Source organism: Streptomyces sp. NPDC050625 (genome assembly GCF_040654755.1).
Lineage (GTDB): Bacteria > Actinomycetota > Actinomycetes > Streptomycetales > Streptomycetaceae > Streptomyces.
Window position 1 is genome coordinate 149,639 of record NZ_JBFAIQ010000021.1, and the last position, 16,956, is coordinate 166,594.

Consider the following 16,956-nt stretch of genomic DNA (forward strand, 5'->3'; position numbering starts at 1 on the left):
TGAAGCGACCGAAGGTCGGGGTATATGAAGACATTCGCGCGTGTGCGTGTGCGCGTGTGTACGTCATATATAGGGACCTTGAGTCGCTTCAGTCGCTGTTTTGGCCTGTGGGTACCCTTTGACCTGCGGCTTCGTTGAGCTACCGAGACAGCGACCGAACTGGCTTGAGTCGCTGGAGGATTTGCGTTCAGTCGCTGGAGCGACCGGGCGACACACGCAGGGATTTTTGTTTTCTCTGTGTCCCCTTCTGTCCGCCTGGTTCGCTAATCTGTCCCAGTCGTTGAGTCGCTTCAGTCGCTGATGGGGGATGGGGGATGTGGATGCCTGCTGAGCTGCGGGTTCCGCGTAGCGACTCAAGGCAGCCGTCTCCCGAGCCGCACGGTGGCGCCAGATCCCTGGTGACGGCGCGGTGGTGTGTCGGCCGGGGCTGGCCCGTCCATCCGCTGGCGCCGGGGCGCAAGACTCCCGCGGGCAACTGCGAGGCCTGCCGCGAGCCCGGGCACACCCACCGGGACTGCGGCTGCCCGGCCGCCGGTCGCTGGTGCCACGGGTTCCACGCCGCCACCCTCGACTACGCCAGGGTCGAGCAGTGGTGGGGGGCCAACCCGCGTTTCGGCGTGGGAATCGCCTGCGGGCCCGCGAGTCTGGTCGTCGTGGACATCGACGCGCACGCCCAGGAACTGCCCGGGCGGGACCGGCTGCTGCCGGGCATCGAGATCTCCGCCGGTGTCGATCTGACCGGGCTCGCCAACGGCTTCCACACGATCGGCGTACTGGCCGCCCTGCGCGGTGAACACAGCCCCGCGGACGACGAGAACACCCTGCGCGTGCGCACGCCCTCCGGGGGCCTGCACGTCTGGTACCGGGCCCAGGGCGGGCAGCGCTGGCAGTGCTCCACCGGGTCGGGCGGGGGCCGTTCGCTGGCCTGGCAGGTCGACGTACGGGCGCACGGCGGGTACATCGTCGCCCCGGGGACGGTGACCGCGGCGGGGGTGTACGAGCCTGTCGGGCCGGTGCGTGAGCCCGCGCCGCTGCCGGGCTGGCTGGCCCGCGAGCTGGAGCGCACCGGGCATCTGCCGCCCGCGCACGTGCCCGTGCCGCGCCCGGTGCCGCCGCGGGCCCGGCAGGCCGTGCTGGCCGCCGGGGGAGGGCACGCGGCCGCGGGCCGGGCCCTGAGCGCCGTACTGGCCGAAGTGGCTGCCTGTGCAGCCGTGTCCGAAGGGGCGGGCTTCTCCGAGAAGCTCAACCGGGCCGCCTACACCGCCGGGGGGCTGGTCGCCGCCGGGCACTTGACCGAGGAGGAGGCCGAACGGGTGCTGGACCAGGCCGCAGAGCATGCCCGGCCGGGGCAGCAGCGGCGCTACCGCGCCATCATCCGTTCCGGTCTGAGCGCGGGCCGGCAGCGCCCGTTGTCCCCGGGAGGCCGCGCGTGACCGCCGACGACAACGCGCTATTCGACGCCCAGGCGGTTGCCACGCAGATCCTCGCCCAGCCCGGCACCCAGGTGCCCCGGCAGGCCGTGGAGCACCGGCACGGCACGGGCGGGGACGGGGAGGCCACCGCCGACGGGCTGCTGCCGGACACCCTCAGCGACCGCGGCAACGCCAAACTGTTCGTCAAGCTGTACTCCAACGACTACCGGCACGTGCCCGGGCTCGGCTGGTACCGCTGGGACAGCACCCGTTGGCAGATCGACGAGGACGACACGGTGATGTGGGCCGCGGGGGACCTGGCCGAGTCCCTGGCGACCGACGACCCGCGCGGTGCCTACAGTGCCTCGGCGCTGCAGCAGCACCGCCGCCGGGCCCTGAGCACCAGCGGCATGAACGCGATGCTCACCCAGGCCAAGTCCGCGCCGGGCATGGTGCTCAACGCCGCCCGGTTGGACGCCGACCCCTACGCGCTGTGCACCCCGGCCGGCATCGTCGACCTGCGCACCGGTCTGATCCGTACGCCCGACCCGGACAAGGACTTCCACTCCCGCTCCACCACCGCGGGCCCGCAGGCGATGCCCACCCCGCGCTGGGACCGGTTCCTCACCGACACCTTCGGCGACGGGCCCGAGGGCGCGGAAATGATCGACTTCCTGCATCTGCTGCTGGGCTACTCCATCACCGGGGACGTCGGCGGCCAGGTGATGCCGTTCCTGTTCGGCTCCGGCAAGAACGGCAAGTCGGTGCTCCTGGACGTGCTGATGAAGCTCGTCGGCGACTATGCGGACGCCGCGCCGCCCGGGTTCCTGATGGCCCGGCCGTACGAGGGGCATCCGACCGATCTGGCCGAGCTGCACGGGCGGCGGGTCATCGTGTGCAGCGAGGTCAAGCCGGGGGACCGGTTCGACGAGGCGCGGGTGAAGCTGCTGACCGGTGGCGACCGGATCAAGGCGCGCCGGATGCGGCAGGACTTCTTCAGCTTCCAGCCCACCCACAAGCTCTGGCTGCTCGGCAACCACCGGCCCGAGGTGGGCACCGGCGGCTTCGCGTTCTGGCGCCGGATGCGGCTGATCCCCTTCGAGCGGGTCGTGTCCGACGACCGCAAGATCGACAACCTGGCGGACGTGCTGGTCACCGAGGAGGGACCGGGCATCCTCAACTGGCTGATCGTGGGCGCCCGTCGCTATCTGAGTGGCGAGAAGGACCTCGCCGGCCCGGAGCGGGTGCGCATCGCCACCACGGCGTACGCGGAGACCGAGGACCACACCGGGCGGTTCCTGTCGGAGGAGTGCTGTCTCGGGGCGGATCTGAGAGCGGAGCAGGCCCAGCTCTACGCGGCCTACAAGACATGGTGTCAAAATGAGGGGGCTCCGGCGATATCGTCCCGGGCCTTCGCGGCGCGGGTCCGAGAGGTGGTGGGGCTGGCGTCTCCGAAGGAGATGATCCTGTCCAACCAGCGAAAGTACTACCCGGGCATCGGACTGGTCGCCGACGAGGAGACAGCATGAGCGCCCTCATAGGAGAGGACGAGATCATCCACGAGGTCGACTTCGTCTGGCTCGAGGAGATCACGGAACTGGACTACGTACGCCAGAGTCTGGACCGGTTGCCCACCCGCAAGGGCAGGCCCGCCTACCACCGCGACGGACGTATGGTCGGCTATGCCCTGCTCGGTCCCAGTGCCAAGCCGTCGCGGTCCTCCGGCACCTTCCGCCGCCGGGTGTTCTGGTTGCTGCCGCACGACCGGGACGCCGTGCCCGACGGGCTGTATGCGACCGGCGCGCCGGCCGAGGCCGTGGACCCGCGCACGCTGGCCCCGGGCAAGAAGGGGCGCAAGACGGAGCGTTCGGAGGGCGGACCGACCTCCCCGGAGGTACGGGAGCGCGGGCTGACGCTGCCGTTGTAGGGCGGGCTATTACGCCGTAATAGGTGTCGTGGTCTCCTGGTCGGTCGCGGTCGAGTACGGCCGGTGAATGCCTGTTCCGGTACAACTCGCCCTGGAGACAGCCGCGTTAACAACAGACCTTCCGGTATTAATCCTCTATGGGATGGGGCCGCTGCACGCTAATGTGCACGTGCAGCGGGCTTTCCGTCCGCTGCACGTCCCTCAACGCAGGCCGCACGTCTCGTAGGCGGGGGAGTGGGTGTGACGATGCCGTGGCTGTCACCCTCATCCGACCGGTCCGGTGATCGTCGAGGTGAACACCGTCTCGTCGTCCTGACGGCCGGTGACCTCCACGGTCATCATTCCGCCGCTCTCGGGGGACACCCGCGTGATGTCGATCCAGCAGGGCCGGTCGAGTTCGACGTAGCGACGGAACGAGCTGGACGCGCTCGCCGGGGTCATCGTCCGGGGCGCCACCAGGGCGGAGGCCGCCTGCCGTGCGCCCTCCAGCAGGACCATGCCGGGCAGATGGTCGTCGGCGTGGTCGAAGAGGATCGGGTGGTCGAGGCGCGGCGTGAGCAGCCAGCTGGTGGGCGAGTCGGTGGGCGACAGCACCACATCGGCCGTGGAGCCGCGGCCCACGGTCGCCGGTGGGAGCGGGGCGCGGTCCGCCCGGATGTCGAAGGCGGGGCCCGACCACGGCTTGCGAGCCGCGCGCAGCCGCTTGTAGACGCCCTGCTGGATCACGCCGAAGCTGCCCGAGCCGTGTGCCACCACGTTGCCCTGGCGCCGGATGGACAGCTCCAGCTGCAGCCAACTGGCCATGCCCCTGCGCCAGGTGACCTCGGTGCATTTGGCTTCGAGGTCGAAGTCCGTCGGGCTGAGCGCGATCCGCAGGTTCTGCAGGGCCGTCGTGTAGTTGAGGTCCCCCAGGACGAAGCGGTGGTGGAGCGGTACGCCGAGCTCCGCGTGGGCGAGGAACATGCCGGCCTGCCGAAACGTCTCTGCGGTGAGCAGGGGATCGTGGCTGCCCCCGCCGGGGCTGGTGAAGAGCGTGTGCGCCCGGGGCCACTGGCCGGTGAGGGAGAACCTCAGGTCGTCCTGGGCCGTGCAGCCCGTCAGGAAGACCTCCGCGAAGCTCGCGCGGTGCACGTACTCCCTGGGGACCGTCGTGGTGAGTCGAGGCAGTGCGGGCAGTTCGACTGTGCTCTGACTGGTAGGCAGACCCATCGGAGACCCCCCGTCTTGAAGCTTCGTTCGACGACAGCTAATAAGATACGGACGGACCGGTTTTCTTCTATCGCCAACCAGGTAAAGGATTGTTCAAGTGTCCGAAGAACGCTTGAACCAATGGTTCCGTTTCTGGCGGTTTGATCCTGTGTCAACCTTGGCCGATCAAGGCGATGTTCGGCACATTGAAGAACAAATCGACACATCCGACCGTCATGTGATTGATTTGAGCAGCCAGTAACAAACCTTATCAGCGGTTTTCTTTGCCCATACGCTCGATTGCTGTACTGGAGGCGCTAGGTGCAGAATCCGTCCGTTCCCTTGGTGCTCGATCCCTCCGGCCAGGACCTTCACGGCGAGGCAGCCCGGCTGAGGCGGCTCGGCGCGGTCGTCCAAGTCGCCCTGCCAGGCGGTGTGTTGGCCTGGTCGGTGAACCGGGGCGACCTGATCAAGCAGGTGCTGGCCGACCCGCGGGTGTCCAAGGACGCCTACCGGCACTGGCCCGCGTGGATCGACGACGAGGTCGACGACTCGTGGCCGCTGGCCATGTGGGTGTCGGTGCGCAGCATGCTCACCGCCTACGGCGAGGAGCACACCAGGCTGCGCAAGCTGGTCGCCGGCGCCTTCACCGCCCGGCGCACGGCGGACCTCAGACCGCGCATCGTCGAGATCACCGCCGAGCTGCTGAACCGGCTGGAGGGGCTGCCGTCCGCCCAACCCGTCGACATCCGCAAGGAGTTCGCCTACGAGCTGCCCATCCGGGTGATCTCGGAGATGCTCGGTCTGGACGACCAGGAGCGCGACGACCTCCACCGGGTCACGGACGTGCTGTTCACCACCACCACGACTCCGGAGACGGCCCAGAAGAACCAGGCCGAGCTGTACGGGCTGATGAACGACCTCGTCGGGCGCAAACGCGTCCACCCGGGCACCGACCTCACCAGCGCCCTGATCGCCATGCGCGACGAGGACGGGGAGGGGCTGACGGAGAAGGAACTCGTGGACACCCTCCTGCTGATCATCGGGGCGGGGCACGAGACGACCGTCAACCTCCTCGATCACGCCATCTGCGCCCTGCTCACCCATCCCGAGCAGCTCCGGCTGGTGCGGGAAGGGACCGTCACCTGGGACGCGGTGGTCCATGAGACGCTGCGGTCCCAGGCGCCGGTGGCCAACATCCTGCTCCGGTTCGCCGTCGAGGACCTCGACCTCGACGGCACCGTGATCCGCGCGGGGGAGCCGATCCTGCTCTCGCTCGTCGCCGCCGGCCGCGACCCCGGCGCGCACGGTCCCGACGCGGACACCTTCGACGCCACCCGCCCCACGCGTCACGAGCACTTCTCCTTCGGCCACGGCGTCCACCACTGCCTGGGCCGCCCGCTGGCCATGAGCGAGGCGACGATCGCGCTGCCCGCCCTCTTCGAGCGGTTCCCGCACCTCGAACTGGCCGTCGAGCCCCGCGAGCTGGGGCTGTTCGAGTCCTTCATATCCAGCGGCCACACGGAACTTCCCGTGCTGCTGGCACCCCGTTCCTGAGCGCTGCCCGTCCCGCGACCACAGGGAGGTCTCCCCGTGTCCCACCCCGCACTGAGCACGCTCCGCCTGGCCGCCGTCAACATCGACGGCGTCCTGCTCAACGACACCTTCAGCCCGGTCATGCACCGGCTCGTCGCCGCCCAGGGAGTCGAGTACACGCCCGAACTCGAGCGGGCCCTGCTCTCCCGGCCGCAACTCGAGGCCGCCCAGGTGTTCGTGGAGGTCACCGGCACCGGCGCCACTCCGCAGGAGGTGCTGCGCGCCTACTTCGCGGAACGCGAGCGCTACCTTCGTGAGCAGCCGGTGCGGCTGCTCGACGGAGCGGCCGCCCTCCTGGAGCGGCTGCGTGCGCTCGGCCTGGACCTCGTGTGCTACGGCGGACTGGACGAGAGTCACTTCGAGCGTCATCTCGGGCCGTGGGCCACGTACTTCAGCGAGCCCCGCTACATCTGCACCAACGCCTTCAGGCCCGGCCTCCGGGAGATCACCCGGGACTTCTTCTCCCTCGCCCCCCACCAGGCGCTCTTCATCGACGACGCGGCCTCCGTCGCCGAGCGGGCCAGGGAACTGGACATGCCCTTCATCGGCCACCCCAGCCCCTTCGCGCACGGATTCCAGCGGGAGCTCATGCGGCGGGCCGGTGTCCGGTACCTGGTACGGGAGTTGTCCGAGATCGACGAGGCGATGCTGCGCGCCCTCGACGCCGAGGCCGCCGAGCGCACGGTGTGGCGGCACGGCGACCCGATTCCGGCGCACCTCGCCGCCGAAGCCCGGACGCGGTCATGACCGGGGCGGGCACCGCATCGCTGGCCGGCAAGGTGGTCCTCATCACCGGCGCCAGCAGTGGCATCGGAGCCGCGGCGGGGCGGGTGTTCGCGCGGCAGGGAGCCGTCGTCGTCCTGACGGCCCGGCGCGAGGACCGGCTGAGGGACCTCGTGGCACAGCTGCGCGACACGGGGGCCGAGGCGAGCTATCACGCCATGGACGTGCGCCGCGGCGAGGAGGTCCGGCGGGCCGTGCAGCACACGGTCGAGCGCTACGGCCGCCTGGACGCCGCGTTCAACAACGCCGGCGTGGGGGTGGAGAAGGTGCCGTTGCACCTCCTGGAGGACGAGGCGTACGAACTGGTCATGGAGACGAACGTGCGCGGCGTGTGGAACTGCATGCGTCATGAGATCGCGGCCATGGTGCAGGGCGGGGGAGGAGCGATCGTGAACACCAGCAGCGTGGGCGGGCTGGTCGCCTCCTCCACGGCCGCCCCCTACATCGCCTCCAAGCACGCGGTGATCGGGCTCACCAAGGCCGCGGCAGTGGAGTACGCGGCCCACCGGATACGGGTCAACTCCATCGCCCCCGGCCTGACCCGCTCGGAGATGGTCGACGAGTGGTTCGCCGTATCGCCCGCGGCGGCCGAGAAGGCCTATCGGTCCGCGCCACAGGGGCGGGCCGCGGAGCCGGAAGAGGTGGCGGAGACCGCCGCGTGGCTGTGCAGTGACAGGGCGAGCTTCGTCACTGGTGCGACACTCCCGGTGGACGGAGGCCGCACCGCCTGGTGAACACCGGGAGGCGAGTGACGGGCGGTGGCTGTCCGGCACCAGGGGCCCCGCCCGTCACACCCGTCACCCGAAAACTCCCGGCCATCATCGGATTCCTTCCTGTCCACTCCCGGGTAAGCGCGGTCGAAGTGGGGTAACGTACGTCGTGTTCGGTTTTGTTTTCAACGGAGGAGGGTCCCGTGGCACAGCAAGAGCGTGCGGTACGGACCCGTCGTGCTGTTATCGAGGCCGCGGCCACCGTCTTCGCCGAACGCGGCTACACGGCGGCGACCATCGCGGAGATCCTCGAACGGGCCGGAGTGACGAAGGGCGCCCTGTACTTCCACTTCGACTCCAAGGAGGCTCTGGCGCGCGGTGTGATCGGAGCCCAGATCGACAACGACTACTGGGTGCCGCGTGAGCTGAAGCTCCAGGAGTGGGTGGACATCGGCATGACGCTGGCCCATCAGATCCCCCTGGACGTCATCCTGCTGGCGGGGATACGCCTGTCCGGTGACATGCAGGGGCGCGATCTGTTCGGCAGTGCGTGGCCGGCCTGGATCCAGCTGTCCACCAAGCTGCTGACCGAGGCCAAGGAGCGGGGCGAGGTGCTGCCCCACGTCGTCCCCCAGGAGACGGCCGAATGTTTCCTCGGGTCCTGGCTGGGGACGCAGATGTTCTCCGAGGCGAACTCCAACTGGGCGGACCTCAGCGACCGGGTCTCGGTCCTGTACAACCACATGCTGCCGGCCATTGCCACACCCGCGGCACTCATCCGGCTGGACACCGCGCCCGACAGAGGCGCCCGGGTCGTCAAGGAAGCCGAGCGCTGCCGACAGGCCGAGCTCGCGGCTTCCGAGGTCTGACGGAGCGCGGGTCTCCGCGTCCGCGGACCGCGACACCCCCCGCGTCCGCGGGGTTTCCGTTACCTCAACAAACCTGACATCTGGTTTGCTGCCTCGCGTGTGAGGGTCCCCGGTGGCGATGTGGAATCCGTTCGACGGCGTGACCGGGCCGGACGGACGACGCCATCGGGCTTGCCCGGACGGGATAGCAAACCCCGCACGCTCTTTTGTGAGTCGACTGTGAGGCGAGTCCTGGTCCGCCCGCATGCGCCATCATCGACGACTCCACACAACACGAGCAGGGTATCTGACGGTGTGTGACCATCAAGCCCACACAAGGGTTGTACAGCTCCCACCCTGGCAAACCTACCAATCATGCGGTTTGCTAATGTCCTGAAACGGAACGCCGCACGCCCCTGAGGGAAGCGGACTGATGCACTCCGTGTTCCGCTCCAGTCCCCAGGAGGAGACCGATGGTCAAACAGGTGCGCGCGGCCCGTACGCGCCAGGCCCTCATCCTCGCGGCGGCCGAGGTCTTCGCCGACGAGGGGTACGCGCAGGCCACCCTGCCCGTGATCAGCAAGCGCGCGGGAGTGAGCACCGGTGCCCTGCACTTCCACTTCCCCAGCAAGGACGTACTGGCCAGGGAGGTGGAGGGAGCCGCGGCGGACTCCGTCGAGAAGATGGCCGAACGCTGTCTGTCCTCGGCCGACACCCTGTTGCAGTCACTCGTGAACGCCACCTGCCGGCTGCTCGCCGCCGTGGCCACCGACTCCGTCGTCAGGGCGGGCTTCAAGCTCGGCACCGATCCGTCGCGCAACAGCGGGGCGGGGGTGCCGCAGTGGTGGTGCGCCTGGGTCCACGATCTCGTCGTCCAGGCGCAGGACGCGGGGGAGCTGGCGGCCGACGTCGCGCCCGAGGACGCGGCGGCGGCCGTCGTCGCGGCGACCGTGGGCTTCGAGACGCTCGGTGAGGTGGACGGCGAGTGGCTGTCCAGGGAACGGGTGGCCCGGTTCTGGTCGTTCATCCTGCCGCGGATGGCGGCCTCGCCCCAGACGATCTCGGTCAGGCCGGTCAAGCCCATGGGTGAGGTCGACAGCGAGTGAACGCGGCATTAATAAAAACCGCGCGTATGGTTCGGTAATGGACTAGTCAAGCCCAGGTGTTAATAGCTCTTTTGTTCGGCATTTGCACCCTATTTGTCCGGGTGGGCTGGGAAGATCCTGGCTGTCTTGAGCGGGTCTCGCGTACGGATAGAGGACAAGCAGGGAGGCCGGTACGGTATTGACATACCGCCCGTGCTGTTTTTTACTCGGGTTGCTAGGGAACCGCTCTAAGGCAGCCAGCAGCGACGGGGAGACGGCGTGGACATCGACATACTCGGCACACTCGCCGTGCGGGAGAAGGGCGTCTCCATCACCCCGACGGCACCCAAGCCGCGCCAGGTGTTAGCCCTGCTCGCGCTCGACGCCGACCAGGTCGTGCACGTGGACACACTGAGCGAGGAGCTCTGGGGCGCCAAGCCGCCCCGCAGCGCCCGCCCCACACTGCAGACCTACATCCTGCAGCTGCGCGAGCTGATCACCGTAGCCCTGGAGAGCGGGGACGCGGAGGAGGGCCGTTCGGCCAAGGACGTCCTGCTGACCGTGCCCGGCGGCTATCTGCTCAAGAGCGACGGAGGCACCAGCGACGTCCGCGAGTTCGAGCGGCTGGCCGGCATGGGATACCGGGCCATGGACGCCGAGGACTACCCCGGCGCCGCCCAGCGGCTGCGCGAGGCGCTCGAACTGTGGACCGGCCCCGCGCTCGCCGACGTGCACGCCGGAACCCATCTGGAGACGCAGGTCAAACGGCTGGAGGAGAGCCGGCTGTGCGCGCTGGACCAGCGCATCGATGCCGATCTGCGGCTCGGCCGGCACCGTGAGCTGCTCGCCGAACTGACCGTGCTCGTCAGCCGGTACCCCACCCACGAGAGCCTGTGCGGCCAGTACATGCTGGCCCTGTACCGCTCCGGCCGCCGCGGCGAGGCGCTGGACGCCTACCAGCGGCTGCGCGCCACCCTGGTCCGCACCCTGGGTCTCGAACCGTCGCCCGCCCTGGGCAAGCTGCAGCGCTCCATCCTCATGGCCGGGCCGGAGGGCGTCGTACCGCCCGCCTCCGGGTCCGGACGGCTCACGGCCATCGGCTGACCCGGCGTCAACAGGGCCCGGCCGGCCGCGTGCGACCTGAGCGCCACCTCCGTCTTTGTTCGAGCACCGCTCTAGGCGCACGACGCAGTTTTTGAGGACACACGGAGGAGGGGGGATCGGTATGCCGTCCGAACGAGGGCACTCGGCCCAGCACACCATCTCCGTCGCCGCCCCCGCCGGTGTCGTCTACGGCATGCTCGCCGACGCAGTGCGCTGGCCGGTGTTCCTCTCCTCCCACGTCCACGTCGAGCGGATGGACTTCGACGGGGTCACCGAGCAGTTGCGCATGTGGGACGTGACGGCCGACCACGTCCGTTCCTCACGCACCCGACGAGTGCTCAAACCGCAGTCGCGGTCCATCGAGTTCGAGCAGCAGGACACCTTCTGGCCGGACGCGCCCACCACCGGCGCCTGGACCGTGCAGGCCCAGGACGACGAGAGCTCCCTGGTCACCCTGCGGCACGACCTGCCGCCGGCCGGCCCCTACCGGTCCACCGCCCACGACCCCGAGGCCGAACTCAGGACCCAGCTGGACGGGGTCCGGGAGATGGCCGAGCACTGGGAGAAACTCGACGAACTGCTGCTGTCCTTCGAGGACAGCGTGCTGGTGGACGGACCCTTCGAGCTCGTCTACGACTTCCTCTACCGGATCGAGAACTGGGCCGAGACCGTCCCGCACGTCGAGCGGACCAGCGTCACCGAGGACCAGCCGGGCGTGCAGCTCGCCGCCATGGACACCTGTGCCGAGGAGACCGGCGAGACCGTCACGGTCGAGGCCGTACGCCTGTGCTTCCCGCACGCCGGGCGGATCGTCTTCAAGGAGACGGTCACGCCCGAACTGATCGCGGCGCACGCCGGTGAGTGGTACCTGCTGCCCGAAGAGTCCGGGGTGCGGGTCGGCTGCACCCACCACGTTCTGCTCAGGGAAGAGGCCGTGGCCCCGGTCCTGGGCGAGGAAGCCACCCTTGCGGACGCCCGCCGGTATGTGCGCGAGTGGCTGGGCCGCGCGAGCACCGAAGCGCTGGGCCTGGCCAAGTGGCACGCGGAGAGCGCCGTCCGCCGTCTGCGATGAGGAGGCCCGCGATGGCCCTCACCCGACCGGCTCCGACCGGGGAGAACACCGACACCGCCACCGCGGAGCCACGTCCGGCCCGCGAGCGGCGCAGGGCGGCCTACGCCGAACTGCCGCCACCGGTGGAGGTGGCGCTGCGCGCCGTACGGCTGGAGGCACAGCTCGGCGACCCCGCCGATCCGGCCAACCGCTACGGCCTTCCCGCGCTGAGCGCCGTGGAGGGCACCGAGGGCCCGCCGTCCCCCGCCGATCTGCGCCCCGAGTTCTGGCCCCGCGCCGCCGGCGGCCACTACACCAGTGCCGACCAGCTGGTACGAGTGCTGCGCCCGCTCTTCCGCCGGGACCTGGCCCTCGGTCACGCCTGGGGCACCCGTCCGCTGCGCGCCGCGGCCGACGGCACCCGCCCGGCGCCCGGCCGGCCGGCCGAACTGGCCGCCCTGCTCGGGCCGGTGGCGCTGATCGCGGCCACGGGCACCGTGCTGCGCACCGCGGTCCGCGTCGTCGACGAGCTCGGCCACCACGAACCGGCCGCCCGGCAGTGGCACGGCACGCTCGCCGGTGACTTCGCCGACCTGCTGGCCTGCGAGAGCCTGACGACCGTGGCGCTGCGCTCCCTGGTCCTGCCCGCCGAGGCCACCGCCCTGCTCACCGCCGTGGTCGGATACGTCGTCCCGCAGCTGGTGGCCGACGTCCACAGCGACCTCGAACTCGTCCTGAACGAGACCGGGTTCGCGCCCGGCAGCCTTGAGCAGCGCTCGCTCGCCAAGCTGAGGGCCGACCTCGCCGCCGGCGGGCAGTGGCCCGACCCGGCCGCCTGCCGGGCGCGGCTCGTCGCAGCCCTGCCCGACCTCGCCGAGAACGGGGAGCCCGCGCCGGACGCCGGCGCCCTGTTCAGGATCGGCGACGCGGCAGCCGTCCCGGCCGACCTGCTGCCCGAGGGCACCGGCTGCCACCATGTGCTGGCCGACACGCTGGCCACCGCGGCGGCGGCCCGGCCGGCCGAAGGCGAGGACGGCGCGCTCGCCCGCGCCGCCCGGCGGCTGCGCACCGAGCGGCGCACCCTGCGCCTGCCCTGTCTGCAGGCCGCCGACGCCTCCCCGGAGGACCCCGCCGCGCGGGCGCTGGCGGACCGTCAGGCCCAGGTGCTGCTGGCCGCCGCCGTGCTCGGCGTCCGCCGGGCGGCCGACCACACCACCTTCCTCAGCAGCCCGGACTGGGCCCTGCTCGCGCTCGTCCGCCTCACCGAACGGCTCGGCGTCCCGCGGCCGCCCGTGCCGGCCGATCCGCGCGAGGACGTCTGGGCGGAGCTGGCCGAGCGCGGCCGACGCGACGTCGACTGCGACGTCTACGCCACGAAGTCGCTGTGGTGAACGGGCCCGAGGACCGCGAGGGACAGGGGCACCGGGCCGTGGGCGGCCCGGTGGACCTCGTGGTGCCCCTGCCGTCGCCGCTGCACCTGGCCGGTCCCGAGGGGCCCTGGGAGCCGGTGTCCGACGCGGTGGAGTCCACCGGGGTCGCCGTGGTGCACACGACCTGGGGCGAGTGGCTCACCGTCACCCTGCTCGACCCGAAGCTGCGCGCGTTGCTCGGCCACGACTGGCCGCGCTACCGGCAGACCCGGGCCAGCGCCGGGCGGTTGCGCTTCGCCGTCTCCCGCCTGGTCATGAAGTACACCGCCGGGGCGGTGCTCCAAGTGCCTCCCGAGGCCCTCGACCTCGCCTACAAACCCGGCGGGCGGCCCCATCTGCGCGGGCTCGGCGAGGAGCTCGAACTGAGCCTCGCGCACACCGACGAGCTGATCGTGGTCGGTGTCAGCGGCGCCGGCCCCATCGGGGTGGACGCCGAACCCGTCGGCCGGCAGGCGCCCTTGGAGCTGCTGGGCGAGTATGTGTGCACGCCCGAGGAGGCGGCCGCGCTCGCCGTGCTGCCCGAGGCCGAGCGCACCCTCAGGCTGCTGCAGCTGTGGACCCTCAAGGAGGCGTACACCAAGGCCCTCGGACAGGGGATGCGGCGCCGCTTCGCCGCGTTCGGGTTCCGCCGCGACGGCGAGGGGCGCATCACCCTCGCGGAGGACTCGGAGGGCACACGCGCATGGGCGTTCGCCGCCCATCTCGTCCAGGGGCGCTACCTGGTGAGCGTCGCCCACCGTCCGGCGCATGCCGTCCGGCAGGTGCCGTCGTACGACGCCGCCGTGTTCGCCGAGGCCGGTCCGCCGGACGCGGGCGCGACGGGCTTTCCGGGGCGGTGGAGACCCGGCGACCGATGAGGAACCACGTGGGCACCGAGCCCGGGCGCGCATCGCGGGCGGCCGGGGCGGGGGTGCGCGGACGACCTCCCGCGGGGCCGACGACGAGGTCGGTGCCGTACGGGGAGCGGGTGCCGCAGGGGCCGTGCGGGGCGCGCGGGCCGGCGGGGCCGTATGCGCCGAGTGCGCCGCAGCAGTCGGCGTATCTCGCGCAGAAACGATCCGAACTGGAGCGGGAACGAGCAGAAAAGGGGGGCAGGGAGCCGGTCCTCTTCGCCGCGGCGGCGGGTTTCGGTACCCGGGACAGCGGATGAGCAGCCATCACCTTTCCGAGGACACCGTCCTCGCCGTGGTCCACGAGCCGGGCGGCACCGCGCCGCGGTCCCCCGTCGTGCTGGAGCTGTGCGGGCCGCTGGGCACCGCGGAGGCCGAGAACGTGGCGGCCCGGCTGGCCGAGCGGCACCGCGCGTACTCCGTCACTGTCGACGACGACGGCGACCGGCACAGCCTCAGCTTCCTCCCGGCCGCGCCCGGCGACGGCGGACACGAGCCGCTCACCGCCGAGCTGCTGGCCGACGTGCTGGCCCTGCTGCCGGGCGTGGAGGGCATCGTCCCGGCCACGGGGCACCAGCGCGAGCTGATCCTCGCGGCCGCGGCCGGGTCGCCGGACCGCCATGTCGAGCAGCTCTTCTGGAACTGGTCCGGGCCGCTGGACACGTCCCGCTTCGCCACGGCCTGGCAGTCGCTCGTCGAGCGCGAGGCCGTGCTGCGGGCGTCGTTCGACTGGACCGCCGCACCGCGTCTGGTCCTGCACGACCGGGCCCGGATCGAGGTCGTCCACCATGCGCACTCCACCGTCACCTGGGGCGACCTGGTCAAGCGGGACCGGGCGCGCGGCTTCGACCTGCACCGGCCGGGCCTGCTGCGGGTGACCCTGCTGGAGGGGACGCCGGGGCCGGCGGTGCAGGACTGGTTCGCGCAGAACTGGTCGCCGCAGGACCGGCTGCCGCCCGAGCGGGCGCCGGTGCGGGTGCTGCTGACCTACCACCGCGCCCTGCTGGACGAGCGCGGAGTCCACCTCCTGCTGCGCGAGTTCTTCCGGGCCTACGTCAGCGGCGGCACCCTGCCCGGTGGTGAGCGGCGGCCCGACGTCCGCGACCACGCCCGCTGGCTGGCCCGCCAGGACACCACCACCGCACGCGCGTTCTGGTCCGCGGCCGCACCGGCTCCCGGTGTCGCCGTCCGGTCCGGCCGCCCCGGCGGTCCCACCGGACACACCGGCCCCGGCCGGCTGCAACGCCGCCTCAGGCCCCCGCAGACCGCGCGGCTGCGGTCCTGGGCGGCGATGCGGGGCGTCGGCGAGAGCAGCGCGCTGCATGTGGTGTGGGCCCTGCTGCTGTACCGGGCGTCGGGCGCCGAGGGGCCGGTGCCGGTCAGCTTCGGCGTGCATCTGTCCGGACGGGACGTGCCGATGCAGGGCGCGGCGGGCATCCCCGGGCTGCTCGGCAATGCGCTGCCGATGACCGTCACCGTCGACCCGGCGGCCCCCCTGGTGGAGCTGCTCCACGAGGTGCGCGACACCGCGTTCGACCTGATCGCGCACGCCTGGGTGCCCGCCGACCGGGTCCGCGCCTGGAGCGGCCGGGGCGAGGACACCGATCTGACCGACACGGTCGTCGTCTTCGACAGCCGGCCCGAACTGCCGGAGGCGCTGCTCGCCGAACTTCGGGAGCAGGGCGTCCAGGTGGACGTCCCGCAGAGCGTCAGCGGTGACACGAGCCTGCCGTTCACCCTCGTCGCCCAGCACAGCCCCGAGGGCGGGCTGCTGCTGACCGGTCTGTACGACCGCGCGAGCCTGGCGGACGGGGACGCCTCCGCGACGCTGTCGCAGTGCGTGCAGCTGCTGCGCTCCCTGCCCGACCACCGGGACCTCCAGTGCACCGTCGCCCAGGTGCTGGAGCCGCTGCGCAGCTCCGACGTGCCCCGGGTGGCCCCGCGCTCGCCCGCGCCGCGCGGCCTCGCCCTGGCCGTGCTGCGCCCCGGGGAACCGCTGTCGGACGTCATCTGCCTGATCGGGGTGCCGGGTGTGCCGACCGGCGCCTACGAGGTCCTCGCCCGTGACCACCAAGGACCCGAACGGATCGTGGCCCTGCGCATGGAGGGACCGGCGGAGGTGTCGGTGTCCGTGCTGCGCGAGATGCTCGCCCCGGACCGCCGGCTCGTCCTCGGCGGCTGCGGTCCTGGCGGCAGCGCCGCTTATGAGATCGCCCGGCGCGGGGCGGCCGAGCACGGCCTGGCCGCGGCCGTGGTGATGACGGGGGTCGGCGGCGCCACCGCGAGCGCCCAGGCCCTGGCCCGCGGGCTGTGGTCCGTGCGCGCCAGGGACGTACGACGGGTGACGGGTGACGGGTGACGGGTGACGGGGGCTGGGGACGGGTGACGGGCACCGAATCCATGCCGGAAATAGGGCGTAGGAAAGCTTTTGTGACGGTTCTCAAGTCGGGGAGGAGCCGTTCTCTAGCGGCTCGTTCGACGGTGTCCGAAAAGCTGGAGGAGGGGGCATGAGCGATTCGGACCGAGCACAACCGGCGCTGCGCATCGAGCGCGGGCACGCGAGCGACGAGGAGCTGGCCGCGCTCACTGTCGTACTGCTCGCGCTGTGCGCGGAGGCGCAGGAGAGCGAGGCGGGGCGTCCGGTCAACGGCTCCCGGTGGTGGAGGAGGCCGCACTCCTACCGGGCCCCGCGCAGCTGGCAGTGACGGATCTTGGTGCTCCAGGAAGGAACCTGACCACATGTCAACGACGATTGCCTCCGCTCCGGTCGACACCGGGCCGGCCGACATCCGCGGCCGGGTGGCAGAGCTGCACGGCATCCGTGCGCAGGCGCTTGCGGGCCCCAGCGAGAAGGCGACCGAGGCGCAGCACGCCAAGGGCAAGCTGACGGCGCGGGAGCGGATCGAGCTGCTCCTGGACCCGGGTTCCTTCC

At 71.3% G+C, this 16,956-nt stretch carries 16 protein-coding genes and 1 pseudogene; 16 read left to right on the top strand and 1 reads right to left on the bottom strand.

Translation table 11 applies throughout. From position 1 onward, the window contains the following. Positions 1–320 precede the first annotated feature (320 nt). Genes AB0I54_RS34430 through AB0I54_RS34440 form a run of 3 tightly spaced genes read left to right on the top strand, consistent with a single transcriptional unit; the run spans position 321 to position 3,339 of the window. A complete protein-coding gene (locus AB0I54_RS34430; RefSeq protein WP_363300177.1) occupies positions 321–1,433 on the top strand; it encodes a bifunctional DNA primase/polymerase in 1,113 nt (370 codons plus the stop codon). Continuing rightward, positions 1,430–2,941, top strand: a complete 1,512-nt coding sequence (locus tag AB0I54_RS34435) for a phage/plasmid primase, P4 family (protein WP_363300178.1) — start codon at positions 1,430–1,432, stop codon at positions 2,939–2,941. The genes AB0I54_RS34430 and AB0I54_RS34435 overlap by 4 nt, the downstream gene beginning before the upstream one ends. Continuing rightward, positions 2,938–3,339, top strand: a complete 402-nt coding sequence (locus AB0I54_RS34440; RefSeq protein WP_363300179.1) for a DUF6009 family protein — start codon at positions 2,938–2,940, stop codon at positions 3,337–3,339. The genes AB0I54_RS34435 and AB0I54_RS34440 overlap by 4 nt, the downstream gene beginning before the upstream one ends. Positions 3,340–3,603: 264 nt before the next feature. Here AB0I54_RS34440 and AB0I54_RS34445 read toward each other — a convergent pair whose 3' ends face one another. Then, entirely contained in the window at positions 3,604–4,548 is a 945-nt protein-coding gene (locus AB0I54_RS34445) for a ScbA/BarX family gamma-butyrolactone biosynthesis protein (protein WP_363300180.1), read from the bottom strand. Between the two features lie 97 nt (positions 4,549–4,645). Between AB0I54_RS34445 and AB0I54_RS34450 the strand changes: the two genes are divergently transcribed. The 13 genes and pseudogenes from AB0I54_RS34450 to AB0I54_RS34510 all read left to right on the top strand — a co-directional run. Beyond that, positions 4,646–4,789, top strand: coding sequence for a hypothetical protein (locus AB0I54_RS34450; RefSeq protein WP_363300181.1), 144 nt, complete (start codon positions 4,646–4,648; stop codon positions 4,787–4,789). A gap of 59 nt (positions 4,790–4,848) precedes the next feature. Then, positions 4,849–6,084 carry a cytochrome P450 gene (locus tag AB0I54_RS34455; protein WP_363300182.1) on the top strand — a complete coding sequence of 412 codons (1,236 nt, stop codon included), beginning with the start codon at positions 4,849–4,851 and terminating at the stop codon, positions 6,082–6,084. 36 nt (positions 6,085–6,120) lie between these two features. After that, positions 6,121–6,870 (top strand): HAD family phosphatase, encoded by a 750-nt coding sequence (locus AB0I54_RS34460; RefSeq protein WP_363300183.1) that lies wholly within the window; start codon positions 6,121–6,123, stop codon positions 6,868–6,870. Beyond that, complete coding sequence (locus AB0I54_RS34465; RefSeq protein ID WP_363300184.1) at positions 6,867–7,640, top strand: glucose 1-dehydrogenase; 774 nt, start codon at positions 6,867–6,869, stop codon at positions 7,638–7,640. Before AB0I54_RS34460 ends, AB0I54_RS34465 begins: the two co-directional genes overlap by 4 nt. A 179-nt stretch (positions 7,641–7,819) precedes the next feature. Beyond that, on the top strand, positions 7,820–8,485 hold the full coding sequence (locus tag AB0I54_RS34470) for a ScbR family autoregulator-binding transcription factor (RefSeq protein WP_363300185.1): 666 nt from the start codon (positions 7,820–7,822) through the stop codon (positions 8,483–8,485). A 452-nt stretch (positions 8,486–8,937) separates the two neighbouring features. Further along, the gene (locus AB0I54_RS34475; RefSeq protein WP_363300186.1) at positions 8,938–9,570 is read left to right on the top strand and encodes a ScbR family autoregulator-binding transcription factor; all 633 of its coding nucleotides are present in this window, start codon (positions 8,938–8,940) and stop codon (positions 9,568–9,570) included. Positions 9,571–9,828: 258 nt separating this feature from the next. Beyond that, positions 9,829–10,653, top strand: a complete 825-nt coding sequence (locus AB0I54_RS34480; RefSeq protein ID WP_363300187.1) for an AfsR/SARP family transcriptional regulator — start codon at positions 9,829–9,831, stop codon at positions 10,651–10,653. Between the two features lie 121 nt (positions 10,654–10,774). Next, entirely contained in the window at positions 10,775–11,725 is a 951-nt protein-coding gene (locus AB0I54_RS34485; RefSeq protein WP_363300188.1) for an SRPBCC family protein, read from the top strand. An 11-nt stretch (positions 11,726–11,736) separates the two neighbouring features. Further along, the gene (locus tag AB0I54_RS34490) at positions 11,737–13,095 is read left to right on the top strand and encodes a hypothetical protein (protein ID WP_363300189.1); all 1,359 of its coding nucleotides are present in this window, start codon (positions 11,737–11,739) and stop codon (positions 13,093–13,095) included. Next, positions 13,089–13,991: a 4'-phosphopantetheinyl transferase superfamily protein gene (locus tag AB0I54_RS34495; RefSeq protein ID WP_363300190.1), complete on the top strand. Its 903-nt coding sequence runs from the start codon at positions 13,089–13,091 to the stop codon at positions 13,989–13,991. The genes AB0I54_RS34490 and AB0I54_RS34495 overlap by 7 nt, the downstream gene beginning before the upstream one ends. A gap of 289 nt (positions 13,992–14,280) precedes the next feature. Further along, on the top strand, positions 14,281–16,383 hold the full coding sequence (locus AB0I54_RS34500; protein WP_363300191.1) for a condensation domain-containing protein: 2,103 nt from the start codon (positions 14,281–14,283) through the stop codon (positions 16,381–16,383). Between the two features lie 148 nt (positions 16,384–16,531). Further along, the gene (locus AB0I54_RS34505; protein WP_363300192.1) at positions 16,532–16,729 is read left to right on the top strand and encodes an acyl-CoA carboxylase subunit epsilon; all 198 of its coding nucleotides are present in this window, start codon (positions 16,532–16,534) and stop codon (positions 16,727–16,729) included. Between the two features lie 34 nt (positions 16,730–16,763). After that, a pseudogene (locus tag AB0I54_RS34510) lies at positions 16,764–16,956 on the top strand (methylmalonyl-CoA carboxyltransferase); the annotation flags it as partial.

Coding starts and splice junctions, on each gene's coding strand:
- AB0I54_RS34430 (WP_363300177.1), top strand. CDS start 321: ATGCCTGCTGAGCTGCGGGTTCCGCGTAGCGACTCAAGGCAGCCGTCT.
- AB0I54_RS34440 (WP_363300179.1), top strand. CDS start 2,938: ATGAGCGCCCTCATAGGAGAGGACGAGATCATCCACGAGGTCGACTTC.
- AB0I54_RS34445 (WP_363300180.1), bottom strand. CDS start 4,548: ATGGGTCTGCCTACCAGTCAGAGCACAGTCGAACTGCCCGCACTGCCT.
- AB0I54_RS34465 (WP_363300184.1), top strand. CDS start 6,867: ATGACCGGGGCGGGCACCGCATCGCTGGCCGGCAAGGTGGTCCTCATC.
- AB0I54_RS34475 (WP_363300186.1), top strand. CDS start 8,938: ATGGTCAAACAGGTGCGCGCGGCCCGTACGCGCCAGGCCCTCATCCTC.
- AB0I54_RS34485 (WP_363300188.1), top strand. CDS start 10,775: ATGCCGTCCGAACGAGGGCACTCGGCCCAGCACACCATCTCCGTCGCC.
- AB0I54_RS34490 (WP_363300189.1), top strand. CDS start 11,737: ATGGCCCTCACCCGACCGGCTCCGACCGGGGAGAACACCGACACCGCC.
- AB0I54_RS34500 (WP_363300191.1), top strand. CDS start 14,281: ATGAGCAGCCATCACCTTTCCGAGGACACCGTCCTCGCCGTGGTCCAC.
- AB0I54_RS34505 (WP_363300192.1), top strand. CDS start 16,532: ATGAGCGATTCGGACCGAGCACAACCGGCGCTGCGCATCGAGCGCGGG.